The organism is Bradyrhizobium sp. USDA3010, assembly GCF_056429065.1.
This window is the reverse complement of sequence record NZ_JBWJZD010000037.1, coordinates 18,967-45,261: the sequence shown is the minus strand read 5'-3', so window position 1 is coordinate 45,261 and position 26,295 is coordinate 18,967. Positions and strand designations below refer to the sequence as shown.

At 58.7% G+C, this 26,295-nt stretch carries 18 protein-coding genes and 2 pseudogenes; 7 read left to right on the top strand and 13 right to left on the bottom strand.

Going from position 1 to position 26,295, the window contains the following annotated elements; genetic code table 11:
* Window positions 1–9 precede the first annotated feature (9 nt).
* From AC066Y_RS36050 to AC066Y_RS36040, 3 genes are all read right to left on the bottom strand, one after another.
* Window positions 10–1,659 carry an arylsulfatase gene (locus AC066Y_RS36050; protein ID WP_478278023.1) on the bottom strand — a complete coding sequence of 550 codons (1,650 nt, stop codon included), beginning with the start codon at window positions 1,657–1,659 and terminating at the stop codon, window positions 10–12.
* Between the two features lie 259 nt (window positions 1,660–1,918).
* Entirely contained in the window at window positions 1,919–2,875 is a 957-nt protein-coding gene (locus tag AC066Y_RS36045) for a helix-turn-helix domain-containing protein (RefSeq protein WP_478278012.1), read from the bottom strand.
* A 328-nt stretch (window positions 2,876–3,203) separates the two neighbouring features.
* Window positions 3,204–4,199, bottom strand: coding sequence for an AraC family transcriptional regulator (locus tag AC066Y_RS36040; protein ID WP_478278011.1), 996 nt, complete (start codon window positions 4,197–4,199; stop codon window positions 3,204–3,206).
* A gap of 661 nt (window positions 4,200–4,860) precedes the next feature.
* Between AC066Y_RS36040 and AC066Y_RS36035 the strand changes: the two genes are divergently transcribed.
* A complete protein-coding gene (locus tag AC066Y_RS36035) occupies window positions 4,861–5,664 on the top strand; it encodes an LssY C-terminal domain-containing protein (protein WP_478278010.1) in 804 nt (267 codons plus the stop codon).
* A 599-nt stretch (window positions 5,665–6,263) separates the two neighbouring features.
* On the opposite strand, the pseudogene fabG reads toward AC066Y_RS36035, so the two are convergent.
* Window positions 6,264–6,943 (bottom strand): annotated as a pseudogene (gene fabG, locus AC066Y_RS36030) (3-oxoacyl-ACP reductase FabG).
* A 63-nt stretch (window positions 6,944–7,006) separates the two neighbouring features.
* Between fabG and AC066Y_RS36025 the strand changes: the two are divergent.
* Window positions 7,007–7,219 (top strand): hypothetical protein, encoded by a 213-nt coding sequence (locus tag AC066Y_RS36025; RefSeq protein WP_478278009.1) that lies wholly within the window; start codon window positions 7,007–7,009, stop codon window positions 7,217–7,219.
* 354 nt (window positions 7,220–7,573) lie between these two features.
* Here AC066Y_RS36025 and AC066Y_RS36020 read toward each other — a convergent pair whose 3' ends face one another.
* The 3 genes from AC066Y_RS36020 to AC066Y_RS36010 all read right to left on the bottom strand — a co-directional run bounded on the left by AC066Y_RS36020 (window position 7,574) and on the right by AC066Y_RS36010 (window position 10,422).
* Window positions 7,574–9,013, bottom strand: coding sequence for a coniferyl aldehyde dehydrogenase (locus AC066Y_RS36020; RefSeq protein ID WP_478278008.1), 1,440 nt, complete (start codon window positions 9,011–9,013; stop codon window positions 7,574–7,576).
* A 77-nt stretch (window positions 9,014–9,090) separates the two neighbouring features.
* Entirely contained in the window at window positions 9,091–9,288 is a 198-nt protein-coding gene (locus AC066Y_RS36015) for a (2Fe-2S)-binding protein (protein ID WP_478278007.1), read from the bottom strand.
* Window positions 9,289–9,525: 237 nt separating this feature from the next.
* Window positions 9,526–10,422, bottom strand: a complete 897-nt coding sequence (locus AC066Y_RS36010; protein ID WP_478278006.1) for a sterol desaturase family protein — start codon at window positions 10,420–10,422, stop codon at window positions 9,526–9,528.
* Between the two features lie 111 nt (window positions 10,423–10,533).
* Between AC066Y_RS36010 and AC066Y_RS36005 the strand changes: the two genes are divergently transcribed.
* A complete protein-coding gene (locus AC066Y_RS36005) occupies window positions 10,534–11,439 on the top strand; it encodes a LysR family transcriptional regulator (protein WP_478278005.1) in 906 nt (301 codons plus the stop codon).
* 163 nt (window positions 11,440–11,602) lie between these two features.
* On the opposite strand, the gene AC066Y_RS36000 is transcribed toward AC066Y_RS36005, so the two are convergent.
* From AC066Y_RS36000 to AC066Y_RS35975, 6 genes are all read right to left on the bottom strand, one after another.
* On the bottom strand, window positions 11,603–12,358 hold the full coding sequence (locus AC066Y_RS36000) for a bestrophin-like domain (protein WP_478278004.1): 756 nt from the start codon (window positions 12,356–12,358) through the stop codon (window positions 11,603–11,605).
* A 1,054-nt stretch (window positions 12,359–13,412) separates the two neighbouring features.
* Window positions 13,413–14,954 carry a DUF1254 domain-containing protein gene (locus tag AC066Y_RS35995; protein ID WP_478278022.1) on the bottom strand — a complete coding sequence of 514 codons (1,542 nt, stop codon included), beginning with the start codon at window positions 14,952–14,954 and terminating at the stop codon, window positions 13,413–13,415.
* A 32-nt stretch (window positions 14,955–14,986) separates the two neighbouring features.
* Window positions 14,987–16,498, bottom strand: a complete 1,512-nt coding sequence (locus AC066Y_RS35990; RefSeq protein ID WP_478278021.1) for a DUF1254 domain-containing protein — start codon at window positions 16,496–16,498, stop codon at window positions 14,987–14,989.
* A gap of 1,406 nt (window positions 16,499–17,904) precedes the next feature.
* Window positions 17,905–18,135: a hypothetical protein gene (locus tag AC066Y_RS35985; RefSeq protein ID WP_456719432.1), complete on the bottom strand. Its 231-nt coding sequence runs from the start codon at window positions 18,133–18,135 to the stop codon at window positions 17,905–17,907.
* Between the two features lie 376 nt (window positions 18,136–18,511).
* A complete protein-coding gene (locus AC066Y_RS35980; protein WP_478278003.1) occupies window positions 18,512–19,630 on the bottom strand; it encodes a SphA family protein in 1,119 nt (372 codons plus the stop codon).
* A gap of 1,122 nt (window positions 19,631–20,752) precedes the next feature.
* Window positions 20,753–21,513 (bottom strand): IS5 family transposase gene (locus tag AC066Y_RS35975; protein ID WP_478278002.1). Its coding sequence is split into 2 segments (ribosomal slippage): window positions 20,753–20,856 and window positions 20,856–21,513, totalling 762 coding nucleotides; the frame shifts between segments, so codons are not numbered across the junction.
* 347 nt (window positions 21,514–21,860) lie between these two features.
* Here AC066Y_RS35975 and AC066Y_RS35970 point away from each other — a divergent pair.
* The 4 genes and pseudogenes from AC066Y_RS35970 to AC066Y_RS35955 form a co-directional block, all read left to right on the top strand.
* Window positions 21,861–22,572 (top strand): annotated as a pseudogene (locus tag AC066Y_RS35970) (sulfatase-like hydrolase/transferase); the annotation flags it as partial.
* Window positions 22,573–22,913: 341 nt separating this feature from the next.
* Window positions 22,914–23,249, top strand: a complete 336-nt coding sequence (locus AC066Y_RS35965; RefSeq protein ID WP_478278001.1) for a DUF3302 domain-containing protein — start codon at window positions 22,914–22,916, stop codon at window positions 23,247–23,249.
* On the top strand, window positions 23,246–24,424 hold the full coding sequence (locus AC066Y_RS35960) for an HlyD family secretion protein (RefSeq protein ID WP_478278000.1): 1,179 nt from the start codon (window positions 23,246–23,248) through the stop codon (window positions 24,422–24,424). Before AC066Y_RS35965 ends, AC066Y_RS35960 begins: the two co-directional genes overlap by 4 nt.
* Window positions 24,425–24,494: 70 nt before the next feature.
* Entirely contained in the window at window positions 24,495–26,147 is a 1,653-nt protein-coding gene (locus AC066Y_RS35955; protein ID WP_478277999.1) for an efflux transporter outer membrane subunit, read from the top strand.
* Window positions 26,148–26,295 lie beyond the last annotated feature (148 nt).

Here is a 26,295-nt window from a genome sequence, read left to right as displayed (position 1 = left end):
ACGTCGAAGTCATTCGCTCTGGTGGCCGGCCTTCTTCATTTCCGCAAGGATGCCGTCGAGGTTATAGGTCTCCGGCGCTTGCATCGGAGGGAAGTCCTTGTACGAGAAGAGCTCCTTTTCCCAGAGCAGTTGGCCGAGGGGCAGGATATTCCAGTCGTAGAGATAGGCTGTGCTCGGCGAGCCGATCGAACCGGCATAGCCCAGCAGCGATTTGGCATCGGAGCCGACTGTCTGCTCGAATGGGTCACGCTTGATGTTGGCGACCTGCGTCCAATGGAAACTCTGCGCTCCGAACAAACCGCCGGTGCCGGTGTCCGGCACCATCGTGTAGTACATCTTCCAGTTCTTGTAGCGTACCGCCGATGGCTGCGCGCCGGTGTAGTAGAAGAAGACTTCGCGCGCCGACTTGTCCGTGCCTTCGAGATAGGCGCGCTGGTCGACGCCGTCGAGCGTGGTCTTGACGATGCCGGGATAGCTTCCGGCCTCGATCTGCTTCTTCAAAGCGTCGCCCTTCGGCCCGCCGGCGATGTCGACCAGCGTCGGCAGCCAGTCGAGCGCTGACATCATCTCGTTCTTGACCGTGCCCGGCTTGATGTGGCCCGGCCAGCGAACGACCAGCGGAGCGCGCATGCCACCTTCCCAGGTGGTCAGCTTGCCGCCCTTGAAGGGGGTAGTGCCACCATCGGGAAAGGTGATGTTCTCGGCGCCGTTATCTGTCGTGAAGACGATGATGGTGTTGTCGAGCTGGCCCATATCCTCAAGCTTCTTGAGGACGTAGCCGATATTGTCGTCCATCTGCTTCATGCCGGCCTCGTTGAGGCCCCAGTCCTTACCGCCGGGCTCGCCGATCATCGCCTCGTATTTGGGGGGCAACACGGTCGTAATGTGCATGCGGGCAGGGTTATACCAAACGAAGAACGGCTTGTTGGTCTTCTTGGGATCGTTGCGATCAAGATAGTCGATGACCTTCGCCGAGATTTCTTCGTCCACAGTTCGTGATCGGTCGAGCGTCAAGGGACCTTCGTCCTTGCAGGTCTGGTTCGCTTGCGAGCCGTCCGATGATTTGCAGGCAAGCACCGGCCGCGGCGGCGTCAGGCAGGTCGTTGTCCGCGGGTCGACAGCGCCGGGCACATCGGCGAGACCCGGGACCGGCGTTGCTTTGCACGGCGGCGCGATCCCTTGCACGGTCGGGCTCTTGTTGATGTCGGGGAAGCTCACGCCCTGCATCGCGTCGAGGTGGTACAGATACCCCCAGAACTCCTGGAAACCATGCGCAGTTGGTAGCGCCTCAGGGTTGTCGCCAAGGTGATTCTTGCCGAACTCACCGGTGTTGTAACCGAGGTCGAGCAAGAACTTGGCGACGGCGGGGGTGCCAGGCCGCAGCCAGGACGGGCTGCCGGGCAGTTGCGGGGGAATCATGCCCGTGCGAAGCGGATGCATTCCGGTGAAGAAGGCATTGCGCCCAGCGGTGCAGCTCTGCTCGGCATAATATGTCATGAAGAGCGCGCCGTCGTTTCCGATGCGGTCGATGTTTGGCGTCTCGCCAACCATCAGCCCTCGGTGATAGATGCTCGGCTGCATGATGCCGATGTCGTCGCCCATGATGAAGAGAATGTTCGGCTTGCCGGCCGGCGCCTGGGCGGATGCCGTCAGGTTCATTGCGGGCAGGCTTATTGCCGCCAAGGCAACACTTGAAACCAGCTTGTTTCTTAAGCTTTTACTGATGTTCATGACTCCAGCTCCTCCGATTGCGAATCGCGATGCGTGTTAGGAAAGATCCTTCGGATTCCGGCGCTTGGTTGCAGGCAACAGATCATTTTTGCCGACGGCTTTCGCCGTGGCCGTCCGCTGCCTGTCGATATCGATCTTCCTAGGTACGCGTAGGGTGCGCTATGCGACTTCGGCAGAACCTTTTGGATCATTCCGTTTTGGATCGAGCGCGGCGCAGCGTTGACGATGGCATTTCGCCGAACACGGCGCGGTAAGCCACGGCGAAGCGTCCGAGCTCAACGAATTGATGGTCGCGCGCGATCGCCGCCACACTTGCCGTCTTCGGGTCGGCGCGCCGCAATGCCGCGCGCGCCATGTTCAGGCGGCGCAACAGGTAGTACCGGGTCGGGCTCATGCCCAGAAACTCGGCGCAGCATTGTCGCAGGGTTCGTTCCGGCACGCCGATTGCCGCGCAGAGCTGCGAGACGTTCAAATGCGGCTCGCTTCGAGCGGCCAAGGCTTCCTCGAACCGGATCATGACATCGGTGTGACGTCGTCTCCGCCTTGGGCTTTCGGCGGCAGCGCCGGTTGTCAGGCAATTGACAAGCGCGTGAAGCAACTCTTGCTCGAGGGCTCGCGCAACCTCCGGATTGACGATTAGCGCACGTTTGTTTTCAGCGAGCCGACACACCTTTGAAAATAGCCCTAGCAAGCATTTTGCGGCATCGCGCGCGGGCCGCGTGACGTGGCCTTGTGATGGCGGCCTGATGCTTTGCCCGGTCAGGGCCCTGCTGCAAGCCGCGAGCTGCTCTGGTGGAAGTGATATAAGCCCCCAAACGCCTCCCGCATCGGTCCGCTGATGGGCGCGCTCGCCGAGGCCATGGAATACGAAATCGCCGAAATCCAAGCCAATCCCGCAATACGCAAAGGACGATTCTCCGCTCGCGGGGAACGAGATGACCGCCTGGGCCGGCGGCAGCACAAGAAAGCCGATGCGCGGGATATTCTCCCGCCCGCGAACCACCTGCAGGCCGCTCACATTCAACCACGTCAGTCGCCCGTTGAAGTCTCCCCCGGCGGTGACGAAGAGGTTGAGCCTCGCAGCTCCAATTGCGGCGCTGTAGTCTTCGGGACTGGCAAACGTGGCCGTGCCGTGCTCCGCCATCCAGGCCGTCTCATTCGATGCGTGCCGTCATCGCGAACTGCAATGGCCGAATTGCAGGATGGAAGATCAGAGGTGATCCGGCTATGCAACTTCGGAAGCTGAGGGCGCTTTCCGGGACGGCGTTCTTTTTCCGCCCTGGGCGCCCTTTTAAGGGGTGATCTGGTCGGCAAGCGGAACAGTCACGGTTTTTGCCGTTTCGCATAGCCCCTCCCAAAACTTAGGGTAGCCTCTGCGAGACAGTATCCGACCGCAAGTTGGCCGCCCAGAACCGGGGTACCGACTATGCGAAAACGGCAGCTCAATGCATCGCGGCGATGCTTTCAAGCGTCTACTGGTAGGTAACGCCAGCGAGCGACGATGGGCGCCCGAGCAGTTCGGGCTTGTCTTGCATTGGCCTGCGCAAGGTTTCCGAGGGACACTCGCCAAACACGTTGCGATAAGAAACTGAGAATCGGCCAAGCTCCCAGAAGCCGTGGTCGGTCGCAATCCGCGTGACGCTAACGGTCGACGGATCCGCGCCCAAGAGCGCACGGCGCACCAGGTGCATTCTTCGCAAATAAAGATAGCGGATCGGGCCCATTCCCAAATGCTCTTGGCAGGCGGCCCGGAGTGTTCGCTCTGCAACACCAATCGCGGTGCAAATCTCCATCAAATACAGCGGCCGTTTGGGATTCTCTTGCAGGAAGCCCTCGAGTCGCGCGACGATCAGATCATGGCGGTGACTACCGGTCGTCACTTCTGACGACTCGCTTTCGTCCAGGCATCTCATCATCAATTGGATCAGTTGTTGTTCGAGAGCACGCGACACCTCAGGTATCGCAAGCACATCGGGGGTCATCTCCGCCATTTGTCCAACCATTTCATGCGCCATCAGCAGTCGCGACATGAGGTCAGAGTTCGGTCGCACAACAAGCTTGAGAGTTGCTTCCGAGTTTTCGCGACCGGTTATGGCCGCGTAAGCCGCCGCGAAGTCGTCGTGCGTAAGAGACATCGATCCCCAGTGGTGGTTCGCCCTGTTTCGTTGATGTTGGGAACCTGTTCTCAGGATGATAATATCACCGAGCAAGACTTCATGACCGCAGTATACCATCACCTGCTCTCCGGTGAGGAACGTAATCGTTTTGCGACCGGGCTTGGCGGACCCAGCGACGACATGCGGCAGATTTTCATGGCCGCGCTCCATCCGCAGCTTTTCCAAGTCGATTTGCGTTAACTCTGCCCGAAACTTACCCGTGCACGTGGGAATGACTTCCAAATCGAAGATGCGCAGAGCTGCCTGATACGGCAATGGATCGGAAAAGACGAAAGAGTTGGTGAAGGGCATCCCACACTCCTTGCCGAACTGGAAAATTGCTTGCCGCGCGAGAGCGGCGTAATTCTATAAGAGGTCGTTGGCGTTTCGCTCCGGGGACGAAAGGCCTGATCCCGCCATGGCCTGGACTGCAATAAATAGTGGCGTCTTCTCAGGGACAAACAGTTCCCTAATAGGTCGGGAAGCTGCCACAAAACCTATGCGTGTGCAAAGCAAAAGAGACGGCGACCGCGCTCTTGGGTACTGACGATTTTCATCGCATTGCACCTTCCTCTCACAATCAAGAAACTGACTGCCGGGAAGATCGCCTTCTAATCCTTCTCACTTCGACCAGGTCCACCCTACGGTAGCCGTGTCCGCAACGGCGTCGAGACCTCTGTATTTCAACAGATCGCCAACGGAATTGCATGCGGGGCGACCGAATAGGGCGGCGGATGGAATTCTCGATCTCGGCGGGCCTGGCTGATTTGTCGGCGATGAAATTGACATCAGGCGACAGAATGAGGGGGTGCCATCCTGGTATCTTCTCCAATCCGGCCGCTTCTGCATAGTCGATTGATCGAAAATGCCTCATACGATCGGTAGCGCGCCATCCCCACTGGGAGGGAACGTTCACCTAATGACTTGGGTCGCGCCGAAGCGCCTTTGTTAGCAATAGCGGGGATGGCTTCAAATGAAACGATCCGCAAAACGCCGTCGTTGGCTGATCATTCTCGGGGCCGTGCCAGTCGTCTATTTCATATCGGCCTACCTCGTGTTGCCTGCGATGTGGAGCCACCATGAGCATGAGCCAGATTTGACGAATCTGCCCATGGTGACACGTACCTCTGCCAGCATTCCGGGCGACGCTCTAAACGTCGGGCTTGTCGGCGGCAAGGAAGACATCATTCGCGCCATGAATGCCGCTGAATGGTTTCCCGCCGATCCGATCACGTTGAGAACGAGCATCGAAATCATCGGCAGCGTCATACTTGACCGCCCATACCGGGACGCGCCCGTTAGTCCGCTCTACTATCAAGGGAAAGAGGAACAGCTTGCTTTCGAGAAGCCAGACGGTAGGAGCGCCGATCGGCGGCACCACGTTCGGCTGTGGCAGGTTCTTGAAAAAGGTACAGATGGTCGCCCAGTTTGGCTCGGGTCGATCACCTTCGATCGTGGTGTCGGACTTAGCCACGACACGGGCCAAGTCACCCATCATATCGGACCGGATATTGATGCTGAACGTGACCTGCTGATGCATGATCTGAAGGTGGCCGGCATGGTCGAGGCGCTTTTCCAGATTTCCGGAATAGGACCGACCCTCTTTGGTCGAAATGGAGAAGGCGACGCCTATTACACAGATGGAGAAATCGACGTCGCCCGCCTGGTCGTGAACGGTGCCAGGAGTACCCAACCACCAGCTGAATTGCCGCCTCCGACCCTGATTGCCCTCAAAGATCAAGCCTGGCACGGAATCAGCAGGCAATTCGCCAAGTGACGCTGTCGCGGCTTCGGCAGTGGGCGATTCTGGCAACGCGGGCGCTAACGCTCGAAGACTCTCTTGCCTCTGATGGAGACCTGTACACTTGCAGAACCTCGACCCATGAGCATAACTTTGTCCTGCCTGATCCAGGTCCCAGCGTCCGAGTGATTTGATGTTTTCCCGGAGCGTATTTTATCAAGCCAGCAGACCGCGACGACAGTCACACTGGTTCGCCTGAGCCCGAGCATTTTTCCGGTCTTCTTGGGTGAAAATAAAGTGTCGCTGCCCCCCACGTCCTTCCTACAGCATCCAACGGTGAAGACTGCACATGGCACGACGCAAACAAGCCGCCAGCGTTTGCTCGGCATCCTGGGTCCGGAACGTGTAGGCCGATGCTTCGGAGATTGTTTTCGCGTTCGGCAAGGGCGACCGGGAAGGGTCGGGGGTGCGCCTGCCGGCACTGATGGCACCGCACTTGAAGAGTGGTGACTGGTAATTAACCGCGAACGTACGACGAGACATGACGAACGTCCGGTCTCGGTAAGTGAGGTCGGCATCAGTTTTTCCAGCACCTAAGTGCGAAGCTACCGTGCTTCGGAAGTTGATAGCGGTGTTCAGACCCGTCCATTGACCGGCAGTAACGCGCCAGTGACGGCGCTGGGGCGTCGCTCGCCAGGAAGAGGATGACGTCGGCGAGTTCAGTCGGCCTCACCCATTTGGCAGGATCGGCCTTCGGCATGCTGGCGCGGTTTGCCGCGGTATCGATGACCGAGGGCAGCACTGCGTTCACGGTGATCTTGCCTTTCAACTCGGCAGCTAGTGACTCGGTCAACTTGTGCAGGCTCGCCTTCGACGCCGCATAAGGCCCCATGCCTGAGCCGGCCTGTAAAGCGCCCATCGCGCCGATATTGACGATGCGGGCTGCGCGCGAGTTGAGAAGATGCGGGATCGCCGCGCGCGAGGCATTCAGCGCGGTCTCGACATTCAGAGCATACATGCGCTGCCAGGCCTTGGAATCGCCATCGGCGATGGTCTCGAAGGTAAATCCGCCGGCAATATTGATCAGCGCGTCGATCGCGCCGAAATGAGCGGCGGCGGCATCGATCGCTGTTTTCGCCTGTGCTGCATCAGTCAAATCGATGTGGCCAAGTTCGATCCGATCGGCTGTTGCCGCGAGCTGCGAGGCAGCATGATCGATAGCGGCGACCCGCGCACCCACCGAAAGGGCTTCCTCAGCGACTACATTGCCAAGCGCGCCCAGCGCGCCGGTGATGACAACGACTTTATCCTTCATGGTGTTCCCCGCGCGAATGAGAATGAATCGAGGCCGCAGCCGCTATAGTTAGGAGAGCTTCATTTGCAACATTGCGCCACCCTGGCTGACATCGACCGCGACAATACGGAGAGTGAACGCCAGTTAAATCCAGCGCGTGCTAAGGCTTGGGCAATTTTCTCGAACGAAACGGCGGCAAGCTTTGCTGCGCTGGACGTCGAGGAACAAGGCCGCAGTATGCTGACTGCAACCACGAGACCTTTTGTTGCACTTTCCAAGGCTGCTCATTGCTTCTGATCATTCCCAACTCCAGGACCGGCGACGCGACGACCTGAGTTGGTCTCCCTTCTTCGGCCAATAGTAGTAGCGGGCGGACGCCAAAATCCTATCCTTAACAACGCGGTCCGCGCCTTGTCGTCTGGCGGTGCGTGAACTGGCTGGCTTGCGCGTCAGTCGCGAAGAGGCTGATCCGATCGTGGAAGATCTCGACCCGTGGCGGAGGCCGATTTGCTCATACGGTCGGCGGGTTTTCGACCATCACGTATCTTGGAAAGTGGCTCACGCGCTGTATTTCTCTTTGAGCGTCGCGCATAGACGCAGGGTCCTGGCTCCTCACCATGTTCGTTTACCCAGACATGCTCACATCACAAATCACGTCTTCCATTTGATCATCGTCTGCAGGACACTCATTGCGCGGCCGGCGTAGGGCGGCTGAAATAGCATTTGGATAGGCGAGAGAGGGCCCTGGTAGAAGACCGGGCGCAATTTTGAAAAGGTGTTGAACCCTTCGCGTGCGTGGTAGTGCCCCATGCCGCTCGCCCCGACTCCACCGAAAGGCAGGTCGTGCTGGCCGACGTGGAGGAGAGCGTCGTTGACCGAAACGCCACCCGACATGACCCGCGAGATGTAGAAGTCACGCAGCTCGGCATTGTGAGTGAATGGATAAATTGCCAACGGGCGGTCGCGGCCATTGATATAGTCGGCAACCTCCTGCCGATCTGCATAAGTCTTGATCGGCAGGATCGGGCCAAAGATCTCGCGCTGCATGACAATCATGTCCTCAGTCGGATTTAGCACGAGATGCGGTGCAAATTTGCGGCGCTCCGCATCCGGAATCTGCTGTTCCGAAAGATTGACCAGGACTGCGCCCTTTGTACGGGCATCCTCCAGTGTCACCTGCAGCCGCGTGAAAGACTGTTCATCGATGATCGACGTGTAGTCCTTGCCGTTGATGTCCGGGAAGCGCTCGGCAATCAGTCGCCTGCAATGGCGGATGAACTCGTCTTCACTCCCTCTTGGCAAAAACATGTAGTCGACATTCGTACAGATCTGGCCGGCATTGAACATCTTAACCCAGAGAATGCGCTCCGCCGCTGTTTTGACCGGGAAGTCAGGTCCAACAATCGCAGGTGCCTTGCCGCCAAGTTCAAGCGTGACAGGGGTGAGGTTACGGGCTGCGTTAGCCATGACCGAGCGACCTGTCGTACCGGATCCTGTGAACAGCAGGTGGTCGAAAGGCAACGACGAGAATCCCGGCCCCCGCCCGCCGCCATCCTCGAAAAAGGCAAGCTTCTCGATCGGAAAATACTTTGAGGATACGCGCGTGAGAACTTTTGCAAGTGATTTTGAATTCTCCGACATTTTGACCATCGCTCGATTGCCAGCCGCCAGAATCGCTGCGAGGGGGCAGAAGCTGAGGTTAAGCGGGAAATTCCAGGGAACGATGACCCCGACGACGCCGAGCGGCTGCGGGATGACACGATTTCGTGCGAGCGGATAGGTTATGAAGTCGACGCGCCTTCGCTGCGGCTTCATCCACTTCTTCAAATTTTTGACTGCGTCGCCGACGGTCTCCAGGACAACGAAATATTCGGCGAACAGGGTTTCGAATTCAGACCGGTTGCCGTAGTCAGCGTTGATCGCTGCCACCAGCTCTTCCTTATTGTCCTTTAGAAGACGCATCAGCGACTTCAAGTCAGCAATGCGTTGAGCATAGGATGGCTCCGGCGCCGCCAAGTAAGCCGCACGCTGTTTGTCAAAGCAGGACTGGAATTCAGTTGGAATTTCGATCGAATTGACAGGCACGTTCATGCTTTCTCGTGGTTGTCGCGTGTCCTCCAAGCTAACTAACGGGAATCGCGCGTGGTCGTGAATGTATCAACTTCAAGTTAGTGCACGCTTGCGTTCGCATGAGCGCAGCCGGGCCTTTCGTCCACGATCCGCTTGATCGCGTGAGCGCAGCGGCCGCACTGGGCGCTGCATCCGAGGCAAGCATACACCTCGCTCATACGGGGCCGTCGCGCCTCCTTTACGACCACTGAGCGCACCTGATGGTCGCTGAACACATTGCAAGAACAGACGATCATCGCCTTCCCCCTAACCAATACCAACGATACGGATGAAAGCCGGCACAACCGCCGTGCTCCGCCTAGCCGCGAGCACGATGGTTTCCATTCCGGTCATCTCTGCGTGGCAAATAGGCCGCTCGCAGACTAGATGCTTACGCATTTCAGTTCCTTCCGAGGCATCGCGAACGTCTGCTGTTGCGCCTCGATTGCGCGACCCACACGGGCGGGAGCAAACCAGCAGTCCGGCGCGATCGCTCAAGCAGCCTTCTCTTTAGCTTCGGTCTGTAGGTCGGCTTCGGTGAAGCCATAGCCGCCGGGGCGCAGCGCCGAATGCTCGCGCTTGGAGTGGATTAGTGGGTAGAACATCTGCGTCGTCCAGCGCTCCGGGCCAAAAAGAATGTCGTCCTGCAGGCCGATCTTGGCCGGATATTTGCGCGTGATATGCGCCGTGCCGAACAGCACATCCCAGAAGAACAGCAGGTTGCCGAAGTTGCCCTTGTAGTGGCCGATGCCATCTTCGTTGGTAAGAGCGTGGTGCGCCCAGTGCGTGGCCGGTGTGGAGATGGTGCGCTCCAGCACCCACATCAGCGGATGCAGGGCGCGTATGCGGTACAGCGGCGCGTCCCACGCCCAGGCGCAGTGCGCACCCAGGATGACCGCCAGCTTGATCACTAAGTACGCCGCGTAGACTGGGCCGAAACCAAGGTATACCGCCACGCCGCCGATCCACAGGCCCGGCATCATTAGGTAATAGAAGAAGTTGTTGCGGTAGGTAATGCGCACGCTCATGTAGGCCGCGCTGTGGTGCGCGCGGTGCAGTGGCCACAGCAGCGGTGTGTGCGAGGCGCGGTGCCAGAGGTACTGCGTGAGGTCATCGCCGATCAGCAGCAAGCCGGTCATGGCCCACCACGGTAGGTTGGACCAGGCGTTGTGTTGCGCGGGCATGAGCCAGTTGCACAAGGCGTTGCTGCCCAGCAGCGCGATCGGCTGGGTGATGGCTAACAGACTGACGAACATCAGCACCTCGAGCCAAGCGTCGTTGGCTGTCGCGGTGTCGCGCACGGCGGACTGGTAGCGCCGAGTAATGAGCTCCATGGCCGCAAAGCCTAGGATGCAGGCGCCGATCAGGAGGTATTGCAGTTGCGAGCTCATGTGGGGCGTCTCCGCTCTCATGTTCTGGATTGTGAGAATAATCTTAGTAGTTGGCGGCGTAATGCGTCCAATGCATAATTCGCATTGTTTTGATGCATGGAGAGCAATGCCATGGACCTACGCCGCCTCAGCCACGTCGTCGCCCTAGCCGACACTCTGCACTTCGCCCGCGCCGCCGAAGCCGTCCACTTGAGCCAGCCGGCTTTCAGCCGCAGCATTCAAGCCATTGAGAGCGACCTGGGTATCCGCCTGTTCGACCGCGAAGTTGGTGACGTGCGTCCCACCCCGGCCGGCAAATTCGTCATCGAGCGAGCGCGCAAGCTCCTGTTCGAAGCACGTTGCCTGCAGCGCGACATAGATCTTTACCGCGACGGCCAGCTCGGCGACACGCCCTTCGGTGTCGGACCGCTGCTGACGATCACCCTAATGCCACGCGCGCTTGTGGCGTTGCGCCGCGAGTATCCGCAGGTGGCGCTGCGCATGGAGGTCGGCAACTGGTTGCAGTTGCTGGAGAGCCTGCGTTCCGAGAACATTGAGTTCTTCGCCGCCGATGTGCGCGACATGCCGAGGGACGCCGCGCTGGATATCCAGCTGATCGGAGGGCAACCGGCCCACCTCTACGTGCGAGCAGGCCATCCGCTAGCCGGCCGCGAGCACACGCTCCAGGAAATCTGGACGTACGGTCTCGCGGTGCCTAAGCTACTGAGCCCCTCAAAGGTGGAACTAGCCGCCCTGCTGGGCCTGCCTGAGGGCCAGGAGGCCACCATTGCGCTCGAGTGCGACAACTATGGCATGCTCAAGACGGTCGCGCTCACCACGGATACCGTTCTGGGTGCGACGACCGCGGCGGTATGGGAGGAGCTGGAATCCGGGAGGCTCGTCCGACTTATCGTGCACGGCTGGCAATCGCCGACGTCGACCACGGGCATTGTGCGTTTGCGAGGGAGAACCTCGTCGCCGGCAGCTAAAGCAGCCATCTCAGCGATTGTGCGCGCCGCGGGCGAGATCAACGTGTAGCCGCTTGCCATCTGGCCAGCCCGTATCCTTTCGATCTTCATGAAATTTCGGTGCGATGCATCTTTTACAAATACGCGCAGGTTTCGTCGCGCGCTCCCCACTCGTTGCTGCGCTTCAGAAAGACCCCGAAACCGATGGGATGCAATACCGCCCCGACCATCGTCTACTGCGTATGACCGAGGGCCACACTTTTTAGGTTTTCCGGACCGACATGAATGAGACCGTGACGTGGGGCGTCGATATCGGCGATCAAAAAGAAAGAGCTTGCGACCACGAGGGGAAGGACGAGAGCCAGTGGCATAGAAGTTCGCGCACGATAGCCCAACAACACTGTGCAGCACAAAGCGATTGCTGCCATTAAGAGCCATGTAGCGATAGGAATTCGGTTCCACTCGGCTGCCTGAGCGTCGCCCTGGGCCTTCAACACATCATTCATGCCGGCGACTATGAGGGCGACCACAGGCGTTGGCTGCGCCGCCGCAGCTTCGCGGATGGGTACCCAGAGATCGCCCTCCAGTTGGCTGGTGCGCTGAGCTATCTGCGCCCGTCGCGAAATGTCCCTGATGTCATAGAACAATATGCGCTGATCAAGATATTCTCTCAGCAGCTTGCGTACTTTCTCGGCCTCTACTGGCTGCAACAATTCGGCTCGCGCTATTTCAGTACGGGTCGCGCTGGCCTCCGCTTCTTCAAGCCTCTTGCGCTCATCGTAGCGGTTCGTGGCCATGGCGAAGCTAAAGCCTATGATCAGCGCCAAGAGTGTCAGTGTGGCCGCAAGAATGATGCCCAAATCGTCTTTATGATCTGCCGTGACAGTTGGGTATCGCTTGTGCAAGGAGGCACCCGCTATCGTGGCAATCGACAGGAAAACGAAAGTAAGGACGAACACAAAAAAAGGATAATGCGCCAAGCTTTCCATGGTGTGCCCTCGATTGCGAGCTGATTGGCCGTTGGTCATCGTGAAACGTTTACGCCGTCTGAGCGCAAGACGACCAGACCAGCGGCAAATTGGATCGCCTTTGACCGTTATGCAACGGTGACAGCGTGACACGTTGACCCTATATGGTCATGAGGCTTCCTTCTGCCATTCGTCCATTCCGTCCACTTGCACCAAGCGTGGCTAGACCGGCACCCAGCCGCTGGGTGCGGAGCCGAAAGAGGTCTGTCGTCGCAGCGCGCTCGCTTTCTTTGGAGACGCGCCTGCATTTGGACTTGTCGCTCCTGCTGCGGTTCTGACGGTCTCACCGGCTAAAGCCCCAAACCACCTCTACTCCCGCCACCCTCGCGACGCCGCCCACGGACACGGCGAAGTCTTGCACAGAGCGGCGACAGAACCGGCGAAGCGGACGCAGGAACGCCGCAAGGACGCGCATAGCGACATCAAGAGCGGCGCACGGGACGCGAGAAGCGACGGAACGCGCGCCACGACACCAAGACCACCGAACCAACAAAGAAAGCCCTTCCGATTCGGCTGCGGCTCGGCGCTACCGACAGCTGCGTGGTCCTCCCATGCTCGCCCCTGCATAGGTCGGCGCTGACTAGAGTTTGCACAGTGGGTCTAGAGGTCTGCCATGACTAAACGGCCATTAGTTGCTGATCGGCTGCAGCGGCGAATTGCGCGTTCGTCTTTGCAAATTACTATGTCTCGTCCTCTGAAAATAAACACCGCTTTGCACCAGCGACACCCGATTCATCGGCTCCCGGCGCCTTCGTAAGCGATTCAGGTATCAATGGTTCTCGAAGGAAGCTGCTGCGCCGTTGAGAGCGGGGCACAAGATCGCCATCGGCTAGAATAAAATCCCTGAGTGGGAGTTATTCATGTCTGCTAGAACGCGCGATCGTGGCGTCCGCTTCACCCCCGACACCGGACTTTCATTTGCCAGCGCAGCACTTACGAAAGGGGCCAATAAGCGACATGAGGCGTCTATCCGCGTTGGTAGGTGTGTTCACGTTCCGCATCGGCCGCATGACGTTCACTTCACCTTCTCAAAGTCGCCAGGCTTCCAACTCTTGTCGATGGCGGCTTCGGTCGGGCCGTAGAGCCTGAGGATGGCAAAATACCCCCCACCCGGCACAGTCTCGAGCCAGTTGCCGGCCTTGCCATCGGGGGCTTTGGGACCGATGTAAAGGTCCGTGCTGCCATCGGCATTCTGCGCCGGCTTGTCGCGCGAGCCGAGCGACGGAAATGGTTGGCCATTGACGAGACCCGAGGCGTTCTCGGCTTCGTAGAGCGTCACCGACCAGAAGTTGGCGGCGGGAATGTTCGGCGGCAGGTTGATCTTGTAGCTCGAACTGCCCACTAGTGGCGTGCCGGTGCTATCGGTAAAGGCGATAACGTATTTCGCGCCCTTTCCCGGAGTTTGAGATATCATGCCTGGGCTAAACGCGTAGTAATCGGTGAAGAACCAGATGCGCGTATTCAAGTCGAGGTAGTTCCCGGCCGGCCGTCGCCATTGCAGATCGAACGGCCCGCCCGGATTGGCGGGAGTACCATCAGCGATCGGATTGAGCCAGCGGCGATCAGGATACTCACGGAATGATCTGCCGCTTACGACTTCTTCAAACCCAATTACCCGGCTCATCTTGTAGCCAGTCTTGGCGGCGCGATCGAGAATCTCGCGCGTCTGCGCGTCGGGCGAAAACGCTTGGCCCTTGACGATGCCGATCGCCGCCAGCATGCCAAGCCAATCGGGACCTGCGAGATTGTCGCCCTCCCGGTCTGCGAGCTGCTTGAGCTGGTCGAACGCGCTGCCGTCGCTGATCGGCAGCATGTTGGCCTGGACACTGGAAGCATCGGAGAACTTCATCGGCTTGGCGGTGGACTCGCCGTTCAGCGGATAGATCTTTGTCTTTTCAAGATGCGCGACGGCGGGCGCAAGATTGTTCGGATCCTGATAAAATCCACGCAGGAAGACGAAGACGTTGTTCGTCTCCGACCGGTAGACGTAATGGCCTTCCGGCACAGCGCCTTTGTAACCGGGTGGCAGCATCAAAAACTTACCGCCCTTGCCTTGATCCGGTCCAAACAGGCCCACGTCACCGAAGAACTTGCCACCGTCGACCGGGATAGGGCGCTGCCAGTAATCGAGCAGGATGCCTTGCAGCTCAGCCGGCGCTTCCATCACCAGCGGGCCATCCTTGCCCAAGTCGACGTAGCTCATCGCGTAGAGCACGTCAGAGTTGGGGGTGGTCACGAGGGTCTTGGCGTCGAGGCGCTTTTTCCAGATCGGCAGGACATTGTAACCGGCGCCGAAAACCTTTTCCGAACCGACCTGCATGCCGAGCGTGTTGATCAACGGCATCGCCCACAGGTAAGTCTGCGTTGCCCGCTGGAAGAGCAGCTCGTCGCGCAGTGTCTGCGCGGTCTCCTTCGTCGGCCGGCCTTCCGCGAACGGGAGGTTGGCCAACTTATCGAAGGAGGTCTCCTGAGCGAAAGCCTGCGTAGCAAGGCCGTTCATTGCCAGACCGCCAACCAGCGCGGTGGCGATAAGGCTGAGGCTGCGATTGGTTGTCATGTTCGTGTTCTTCCTGCGCTTGATCGGCTTATTCACTTCACCATCGCGATGGTCGGCGGCTGCCATGTGGCGTCGATGATGGCCTTGTCGGGCCAGTAGGCCCGGATGTAGAGCGAGAACGTTCCTTCAGGCGCCGGCAGCCAGTTGCTCTCCTTGTCTGTGCCGGGAGACTTGGCGCCGGCATAGAGCGTCAGCGATCCGTCCGCGTTGTATTTGAGGGTCTTGTTCTTGGTGCCGAGCGAGTAGCGTTTCAGCGGGTTCGGATTGAAGAAATGGACATCGTTGTACAACGTGAGCGACCAGAACCCCTTGACCGGCGGGACCTTGGCAAAGGTGACCGCATAGGTGTTCTGGCCGTTGAGCTGTTTTCCCGAACTGTCATCGTCAGTATAGATGTACTTGGTTTCCGTCGCCAGGTTGTCGAACATGTTCGATTTCGCCGTGGCGGTGCGATTGAGATAGTCCGTTCCCCACTCCGCATTATTGACCGGCGAATTCCAGCCATTGCCGGCGGAGCGTCCATTATAGCGCCACTGCAAGAACGGTGTGATCATCTCTCGGTCGGCGGCGACGGCGGTTTCGGTCAGCGTCTTCTTGATCGCCGTGTCCTTGGCCGCCGCATCGAGCACACTGCCGATCGACGCATAGAGAGCTTCCTCGCCCGGTAGCGGGGGCACGCTTTTCATCACCGCAGGCAGCTCATCGAAAAAAGTCTCGGGGTTCACCCACTGAACCTCGCCTGCGCCACTGGACTTGGGCGCGGGGAAGTGGGGGAGCTTGCTCCAATCCACGGTCTTCGTTTTCCCGTCGAAGCGCGAGAGCGGGTAGAAGACGATCTGACTGATCAGCGATTGGATGGCGGCGTGATCCTCCGGCGTGTCGTCCATGAATACACGTGGGATGACGAAGACCACCGTCGTGGAAGATCGCAACACCGCCGTAATTCCCTTCGGCGTCTCACCCTTCCAGTTCGGGCCGACCACCATGTAGATGCCGGGCTTCGTGCCGTATTGCTTGCCGATGTTCGAGAGTTGGTCTGTACGCGCATCATAAAGCGCATAGACCCAAAAGCGGTCGCCGAAGTCTGGCACCTGGAAAACGATGGGCTCGCTATCCAGGTTGTCGAGGAAGCCGGCCCCGTACGCGACATCCTGGTTCGCGCAGGCGATGATGCGCTGGTCCGGGCTGATATAACCGGTCAGCATCGCGACCGCGTTGTGCGCGACCGGCACCACCCCGCCGGTCAGGCCGGGTTCGGGCGCCTTCGAAAAATCCGCGTGGCGGTTGGCCATGTTGACCAGCGTCCAGCCCCACAGATAGGCCGCACGTCCAACCGACTGCACGTAGGCCGTGGTCATGGCGGTGCCGCTCGGCGGGCCGGGAACCTGGGCGGCGGTTGTGGGGATCGGGACCTGCTGCGCCCAAGCCTTGCCCGCCAGCATCAGGAAGGCCGTCCCGGCGCCGAGTAAGGGGATTAAGGATCGGCGATCAATTTCCCCAACCCGGTAGCGCCGTAGGTTGATGTCGAGCGGCTCAACCGACATGTTCAGCTCCCATTTCGGTGATAACGATAGAAGCGCATCAAAAAGGGATAACGCTTGGAGCAGCAAGCCAACGCCGACGGTAGTGGCCTTGATATAGATCAAGATTTCCGCGTGGTTGAATCAGGGCCGATGTCCGAGTTGGGTCAATCGCGTCGTCTTTGCAGTCGGTCAGCTACTTCCGCTCTTACCCTTAGCTTCGGATATGTCGCCGCACTGCGTTAACTGACGCCGTGGGCCAGGAGGGGGAAGCGCGGTTCATAGTCGATATCGAGATGCACGGCGCCGCTCTTGCGAAACCTATCGCAAGGCCGGTTAGGCATTGATTGCATACGAGGACGCTTGGCAAAGATCGAGCTCGCTAATTCGTTCTCGGCGGACAACGCCGGGCCGCCAACCACCCCGCCAGAGGCGCGCCAAATGCCAGGCACCATGTGAATTGCGCAACGAACGGCGCGACGACGGCCATCACCGTTCCGAACACGAGTGCGACGACCGGAAAGATCGCTGTTGCCAGCAACTCGGGATTGCGGCGACCTCGCAGCGCCAGAACGATAGCAGCGCATTCAAGCCGGCAATGACAGTTAGATGGAAGCCGTAGCTTACTGCGACGACGCTATCGAGGCGATCCCTTCCGATCTACTTCTTACAGCGGATATCGTCAGAACCAATCGAACCCTCAAACGGGCCAAGAGGTCGACCTTGGCATGAAGGAATGCTCTTCGGCCTTCTGTCGAATTGTGCATGCCGCTTGTGATCTAAAATTATCATATGCGTTGGGATTCCGCCTTTCCCTCGACTCCGGACAGCGTGCCAATTGACGCTATAGGCCAACCTCAGAACGAAAAGGTTCGGAGACGGGCGCGAATTTGGCGGTCTGCGGCACTCGCAAAGCCACGACTGCGCCGCAGCGCTATTTTTCAGAACTGGCCCGGTTGAGCAGGTGGACTGGGCCAATCCGATCGCAGGTTGTTCGGGTTATTCCGATCGAATAAGTCCTGCCTAATAAGGCCGCGCGTGCGAGCATCAATTGAAGGTCGAATTCTGTAAGGATCATGGCTTGTTGCGACTACAGCTCCGGGCCGTACGACGCAATTGGCAGGATAGCCAACGTATTGGCAGTAAACTACGGCACTCCCGGTTCCAGTACTTCCAGCTAAGAACCCAATTATTAGCGACGCCCACAACGCGATTGATCCCCACTTCATTTTATCCTCCTAAGGGGCAAACCACTTTCGTAGCTAGTCCACGATACAGCATGATCGAAAAAGGAAGTGTCGGACTTTGGCAAAAAGCCAAGATCATTGCAGTCTTCGTCGGCTTGCGCGTGGCGGTCCCGGTCATTTCGATGGCCTCCGCTCGACTTTCGAGGGTTGCTACGAGTCGTCCGACCTCGCCGCAATCGCGGATCAGCCGCATACTCGCACCCGGCGGACCCGCCAGCCATGGCCGTCCCAGAAGCGCTGTGTCACCCATTCGCAACTGCCAAAATCGTCGTATGGCCCGCGACCTGCTCCGTAAGGGACGGGCTCATAATAGCGGCCCGGAGCGGCGACGCCACGCTGTGCGCTTGCGGGCGTCGCGGCGAACGAACCGGCAATCGTTGCGACCGCGACAAAAGCAGCAAATGTCTTCTTCATTATAGGCCCTCCTGTGCGTCCCTGGCGTGCGGCCCCCCGACCACCGCACCATCAACGACGCCAAGAAATTCCCGCCATTGCATATCGCCCCCGAGCGGGCCATCGTATCAGGTCAACTGAGTGCATTGATAGGGGCTGGCTTCGAGTGCTTGTTGCAAAGTTCTTATGTTCGTTGTGGGCCAGTTGCGTCGGTTCGACCGCTCCCCGATAGCTTCGTGGTTACCCCCGTTATCAGACATAATCAGCATCGGGCGCTAATTCGCAAAAGGGTCAAAAACGGACTCAAGCATCGCAGCGATCGGCTACGTCGTTCGATCGCCTCGTAGGCGCGGCTGGGCAAGTTTGGCGGTTCGGTGGACCGGCGGGTTAGTTGATCCTAATATTTTCTGACGATCGGCTTTGTCGTCGGAGGCGCTCCGGGCGTGGGCGGCGAGATTGAGAAGGTCACCCAGGTATTCCAGCCTGATGGCCGGTTTTCCGCAGCGAACTCTCCGTAAGCCTTAAAATTGAGATAGCCCTGCATGTCGCCGACCGGAAAAAGAAACCCGATCTGGGGACCGACCCCAACCACCTGGGATTGGAAGCAGCCGACACGGTCGCCTGAACCGCTGTCGCAGCCGAGTTCCTTGTAGACATAGCCTACGAGGCCAACCATGACCTGCTTCGACAGGAATTGCGATGCGCCCCAGTCGAAATGCATGTCGACGCCGTTTTGATACTGCGTCGCAGTATTCTTGAAATTGTAGGTGAACCCGAGCACCCCGGAGAATTCGTGTCCGGTCTGCGGGTTGAAATAGGTGTAGCCGCCGCCGGCGTCGATCGCGCCGTGTCCGATACCCAGATTCGACAAGCGATCGGATTGGTAAGCGCCAACCGGGATGTCGCCGGTGATATAGGTCATGTAGTTGTGGACGCCGGCGTTCCAGCGCAATGCGAATTGCGGCGCCAAATCCCCGAAGCCCCATGTCGCGTCGCTGATGGTGTCGGACCGCGCGAAGGGAACGGTGTTGCCGAACGGGCCCGTGGCCACGCCGGACAAAGTCCCCGCCAGGCTGGTGCCGACGACGCCATAGGCTGCCAAGAGGGACACCGACGCCTGGCCGCCGAGCACTGGCGTTGCAAATACATAGCTCGGGAGCACAAAGCCAAGATCGCCGGTGGCGTTGACACTCAAATTCAGATTTGTGTTGACGGTAACGTTGGCCGGAACCCTACCGAGCGTGAATTCGCGCGCCCGCGCGACGTCGGCGCCGGCGGATACGGAGGTGTGGTAGTAGATATTCGCCCATGACCAGCCCGGCTGTTGCGGTGTGGCCGCGAGGCTTCCAAAGAGGCCGGGGATCCAGAAGCTGATGCCGCTTTCATCGGCCAACGCACACTGGGAAAAAAACGTGATCGCGGGCGCCAAGACGACTGCAGCAACGCCAAGTCTTCGTCGATGTGCTGAGATTGGCCGCCCGCTTTTCGCCGCTGCCAGTGCAATTCCTCCAGTCATATTGCTCCCCGTAAGGTGTGTCGCCTCCGATTACAACTCGGGGGACACTGTAATCCTGGAACACGTGGGGCTCACCACGTAAATTCAGCGAGGACAGGTTTGCCAAAAAAGAGTTGGAGACTGCGGCCCATCAGCCACAGGCGCTGCAGAGGGGGATGCTTGGAAATGATAGGTATTTTATCCGCAAAAAGTATGCAGTTTGTGCCAACTCTCTGTTTCTCTGTCCAAGTCTATCTGATCCGACAATAACTGCCGGACGTTTTCGATTTCGCCACGCCTTCCGAGCGCACCGCGTCGCCTACCCGGCTTGGTAGCGGAATGAGCCAATAGGGAAGTCCATCTCGTGCTTTTGTCTCACCTGAGCGAAATCGATGCCCATCAAAGCCTTTGGTCTAAGTTGGCTTTTTGCTTTTATTTCCGAACATTTTGCGTGCGAACCAGCAAGACCGGTCGACAAGAAACGCTCGCAGACTTTTGACCTCCAACGGTCATCCGACTTCAGTGGCCTCAACGCACCTAACTCCTCTAGCATCCCGAGTTCCTGCGATCACGAGACCCTCAATGTTCGGTGAAGGTTTGTTGCGGAGGACATAGGCGCGCAATCCCAACGCTTTCGCGCCGAGATGCTTCCCACGTCCTCAGCGATCATGCTCGGCGGAACCAGGCCCGTCGCTATCGGACCCCGTGCATGCGATGGTGCTGCACACGTCGCGTCTACTTGCGGCGAGGTGATCGTCCGTAGTCAGTCCGCTCTGGGTCTACAAGGCGACCGTCGGCATGCCCTCCCCTTGTCTGCTTCACAACAACAAGAAGCAGACCTCAATGCTGCAAGACCCTTGGCGACTGCCGCGACTGATAAGCTTTTCGTGGACTGATGAGGTTTGTCGGTTTTCCTTATCAGTGCGGCCACTGAGTCCATTTGCGACCAAACCTTATCAGTCAATCGACTTGCCTCCATTTCAGCAATTCGGTCATCGGGGTTGGCCGCCACTGAGAAACCAGTAGCGCGCTGCTTTGACTGCTGCATTGCACAAGGCAGCTATTGCACCTACGAGCCTCGCGCTCATAACGGTCTGGTTGCAGGTTCGAGTCCTGCCGGGCCCACCAGTGAGCTCAATGGTTTTAGGGCGTGGACTCATTAGCACGCAGCCAAATACGGATGGATGCGAGCTTGACGAAGGCTAGAAAGTTGGCCGCGAGCTTGTCATATCGGGTCGCGACGCGCGGCACTGCTTGATCTTGTTGAAGAACCGTTCGATCAAGTTGCGCGCGCAATATAGATATGGGCTGAAGCAGATCGGGCCTTTGCGATTGCGTTTCGGCGGAATGTTGGCCCATGCTCCTTGCTGACGAGCAAGCTCCCTGATCCAGTCGGCGTCGTAGCCGCGATCCGCGAGCAACATCGTTTGGGGACGCAAGGCGCTGAGGAGGACCGAACACAGCCGGTTGTCATGCGCCTCGCCGGACGTGAGAGCGAGATGGACCGGCAGGCCATTGGTGTCCACGACCGCGTGAATCTTGCTGGTCAGGCCCCCTCGCGAGCGACCCATATCCTGATGATTGTTGTCCGCGATACAGGCTCCGTGCTGGTGCACGCGGACGACGGAGGTATCAATCATCTGTACCGCCGCGTCATGACCGGCGGCAAGCGCATCCATGATCTGGTCCCAGACGCCAGCCTGCCGCCACCGAACGAAGCGATTGTAACAGGTAGTGCGGGGACCATAGGTCGCTGGCAGGTCGCGCCATGGCGCACCTGAACGCAGGACCCAAAAGATGCCATTAAGCACGCGACGGTCATTTACACGCCGAACGCCGCGCGGCTTGTTCGGCAACATTGGCTTGATGGCGGTCCATTCATAATCGCTGAGTTCGTAGCGCATGATTCGAGGCTCCGGTTTCGGAGCTTGAATCACGTGTCGGCCGGTGCCTTCAACCCGCGATGGCCTATGGCGTTGCCGCTAATGCCCTTGAATTACTTCCGCGTGACCGAAGCCGGACATAGATGCTCCGGTAAACGAAGCGCTCGCGCGGATGTTTCATTCGTTCGGGACCGAAAATGCATAGGCCCGCGAAGGGAAAGGGGTATTTTCTTAGACTTTAAGTTCTTGAACTAGGAGAGTATCGTTCTACGTTCAACGCGGCGTTGTGCACCGCGAAACCGGCATTGTAGGAGCGCGTCGTGAGTAAAATTACGAGTTTCCTATCTTCATCCAGTATTGTTCTTTGCATGTCGCTCGCGCCGGGCGCGGTGGCTCAGCAGATCACGGGCACGCCGGGTTCGCCCAGCGCCACGACAACATCGATGGCAAACAGCTTCCCTCCCGAGCCCCCGCAGTTCGGCGGCGTGATCAAGGAAGACGCCAAAGATTCCAAGCCTTACTGGTCACCGTCCGTCGTGCCGCCCAAAGGCGCGCCAAACGTGTTGCTGATCATGACCGATGACCAAGGCTATGGAGTGTCCGGCACCTTTGGCGGTGTCATCCCGACCCCGAGCATGGATCGCATCGCGAAAGCCGGTTTGCGCTATACGCAGTTTCACTCGACGGCGCTTTGCTCACCGACGCGGGCAGCGCTGATTACCGGTCGCAACCACCATTCGGTCGGGTTTGGCGTGATCGGTGAATTGTCCACCGGATATCCGGGCTACGATTCCGTCATCGGACCTGAGAGCGCGACAATCGGGACGATTCTGCGGGATCACGGCTTTGCCACCTCGTGGTTCGGCAAGAACCATAATACCCCAACCTATCTGTACAGCGCGGCGGGGCCGTTCGACCAATGGCCGGTCGGCATGGGATTTCAATATTTTTACGGATTCATGGGCGGCGAGACCGACCAGTGGACGCCTTATCTCTACAAAAATACGACTCAGATTTTATCTCTACAAAAATACGACTCAGATTTTTCCGTGGATCGGTAAGTCCGGCTACACCCGCACGGGGGTGGATGACAGCTACAAGCTGCCGTTCCAATTCACCGGGAAGATCGACAAGTTGACCTTCAACCTGGGGCCAACGCAATTGACGGGTAATGATGAAAAGATCACGCGGCACGCACTCGAAAGAGCGCGCGACTAAGTGCGCGAATCGCAGCCGCCGAAAGTCCGCTGTGCCCGGTGAGGTAGTGATCGAATGAGGTTCGCCTACTTCCGGTTATGGCACTTATCGGACGTAGGAGAAGGCGATTTTGGACAAAGAGCTGGAGACTGCCGGATTTGAAATGGCCGGCTGACCATCGGATTAGCTTCAGTTGAATAGTTGAATTTAAGGAGTGCCGAACGGTGGATTCCTCATTTGGCGCGTTGGATGCGTTCGCTTTTGTCGTATTTGCGGTCCTTATTTTTGTGGGCGTCATAATCGTCGTCAGCGTGGGTAAACTGCCCGGCCAGCTCGCGCACAGATGGGGGCATCCGCAGGCAGGTGCCATCAACGCCATGAGCTGGATTGGAATTGCGACGGGCGGATTGCTCTGGCCGATCGCGTTCATATGGGCATTCACGACGCCATTTGGTGCAAAATCAGCAAAGGACGATGAGCAATCGCTTGGTGCGGTCGAAGCTGCATCGCGTTTGACTGCATTGCGTAAACCTCCCGACGACAAGGAGACGCGGCGGTGATCGCATTCCTGATCATTGTCTACACCGCCGTCGTGCTGGTGCTGTTCAAGGTCCTGCACATCAAGCCCACGGCCTATATTATCGCGTCAATGATCGTTGCCGGTGTGTTCATGATCGGTGGCGTCGTGGTGGTCTGGACCCAGTCGGCGCCGATCACGGACAAGATGGTGACGAGCCAGTACGTGGTTCAGCTCGTCCCTTACGTGAAGGGACAGGTCAAGACAATCTACGCCCAGGCGAATCAGCCTCTCAAGAAAGGCGATTTGCTGCTGGAGATTGACCCGGCGCCCTACCAATACACGGTGAGCCAGGTGGAAGCGCAGTTGGCTACGTCGAAGGCCAACGTAAAACAAGCCGAGGCTGCACTGGCAACTGCAAACGCCGCCATACCGAATGCGGAGGCTAACCTCACTAAAGTCAAGGCCGCCGACGAACTGGCCAAGACCCAGGAGCAAATCGCGCTCAATATTCAACGCCAGGACAAGGCTGCGATCAGCCAGCTCAATGTAGCCAAGGCCGTACAAGAGCGCGAGCAGGCAGATGCCGCTGTCCTGCAGGCCCAAGCCGGCCTCGCGCAAGCGCAGGCTTCTGCGCAACAGGCTGCCGCCGCCGTGCAAACAGCGCAAAGCAGCGTTCCCGCGGTGGAAGCTCAATTGGATGATGCGCGGTTCAACCTCGCACAGTGCAAGATGACGGCCCCTGGCGATGGGTACGTTACAAACTGGCAGGTGCAAGTCGGGACTATGCTGGTGCCCATGCCACTTGCGGCTGCCGGAACCTTCGTCAACGTCTCAGATACCGCGGTCGCCGCAGTGTTTCCGCAAAACTGGCTCTCGAATGTCGAGCCGGGTGACGACGTCGAGATGGTGCTCAACCCCTATCCGGGTAAGCTGTTCCTGGGGAAGGTAGATTACATCATACCCGCTTCGGGCGGCGGTCAATTCACAACAAGCGGCACCATCCCGAATGCGGCTCGGATTGGGTCCGATGGTCTTTATGCGGTGCGGATCAATTTCGCCGACGACGCCGTCGCCCGAAAGCTGTCTATCGGCTCAGGCGGGTCAGCGGCGATCTATACGCAGAAGGGTAAGGCTACGCACGTCATCTCGAAAGTCGCGATCCGGATGAAGAAGTGGCTGTTGTATGTCATGCCCACTGTGGAAAAGCCGTCATAGGCGTGTAACATGAGGTTAACGCGGCGCGCGAGGTGAGATCCAATTCGACGTGCACGGACGGGGGAACGCTGTGGTAGGCAAGCAGTATCATACGACGATTGCTCGGCCGCACAATGTCGCCAGTGTGCCAGGCCGCGGAATTCATTGGATACTTGCCGGAGCACTTCTTCTGCCGATCACGGCATGCACCATTGGGCCGGATTTCACCGCGCCGATCGCTCCGCTCGCCGACAAATTTCGTGACGTAGACCATCGCTCGGTCAAATCCGGCCCCCTTGAGTACGAACATTGGTGGGAAGGTTTTCGCGACCCCACCCTCAATAAGATGGTCCAGATTGCCTATAATCAAAATCTGACGCTGCTAAGCGCGGGGACCCGCGTGCTGCAGGCTCGCGCGCTACTTGGAATCGCCGTTGGCATATCCTATCCGCAGGTGCAGCAAGGAGTGGGCTCGGTTGTCTACAACAGGACCAGCGCGGCCACGCCGCTGTCGGGTCCAAACGCGACGCCCTCGTATTTCTGGACCGATGCCGTTGCCGCGCAAGCGGCCTGGGAACTGGATTTGTGGGGCAAGTTCCGGCGAGGGGTCGAATCCGCCGATGGTATGTATCTGGCGTCGATCGCGTCCTACGACAACGTTCTGGTGTCGCTGCTTGGTGACGTTACCGCGACCTATATCGGCATTCGTACGACGGAGCAGCTGATGGCCATCGCACGAACCAATGTCCGCAGACAGGAGAAGGCGCTCAGCATCGCGAAGGCAAAATTCCAGGGCGGGGGTGCCTCGGAGCTTGACGTTTTCCAGGCGACCAATGTGCTCGAACAGACCCGGGCGTCGATACCCCAGCTAACGGTTCAATTGCAGCAAGGAGAAAACGCGCTCTGCGTGCTGCTCGGCGTTCCCCCGCAGTCGCTGGGAATGTTGCTTTCACGTTCGGTGGGTCGGATACCGTCGCCTCCGCGAACCATCGTTGTCGGCATCCCCGCCGATCTGCTGCGCCGCAGACCGGACGTTCGCGCCGCCGAACTTGCTGCTTTGGCACAGAGTGCACAGATTGGCGTCGCCCTCACCCAACTTTATCCGGCAATCAGCATCACCGGCACATTCGGCGGCTCGGCGAGCACCGCCAACGGCCATACCCTTGGCGACGTCGTCAACTGGAAGGGCGTGGCCTATGCCGCCGGACCATCATTTCAATGGAATCTCCTGAACTACGGACAGATCACCAACAACGTCCGTTTGCAGGATGCCAAGCTGCAGCAATTGCTGGTCGACTATCAGAACACCGTGTTGAGTGCCCAGCAGGAAGTGGACAACGGACTTGTGAACTACGTGCAGTCGCGAAACCAGGCCGAGTTCCTGCGTCGCAGCGTTCAGGCCGCCAGCGGGGCTCTGAGAATTGCAACGGAGCAATACGAGCAAGGGGGTGTGTCATTCACGACCGTACTGACCGCGGAGCAGAATCTGTTGCAGGCGGAGAACAGCTTTGCCGTTGCCGCCGCCAATGTTCCGCTCGGCTTGACTGCGGTGTTTCGGGCGCTCGGTGGAGGATGGCAGATACGGGTGGACGGCAACTTCGTGACCGCGGCAACAGTCGACCAGATGCGCGCGCGCACGGATTGGGGCAACTTGCTTCCGCCCGTTGGCACGCCGCAACCGCCAGCGCCTGGCCTTCCGGGCCCTGAGGATATCGGGCCGACAGTTCGATCGCCGGAATGGTAAATCCCACGAGTACTCATGAACACGTGGCAGCGAGCCTTTCTAAAGCACTGGCGTGATTGAATATGTCTCGCGGCGGGTGCCATCAACTTCCGATGTTGGCACATAGCGTCGTTTCGCTGCTTTGCAACCATACGTCTACTATCTGGGC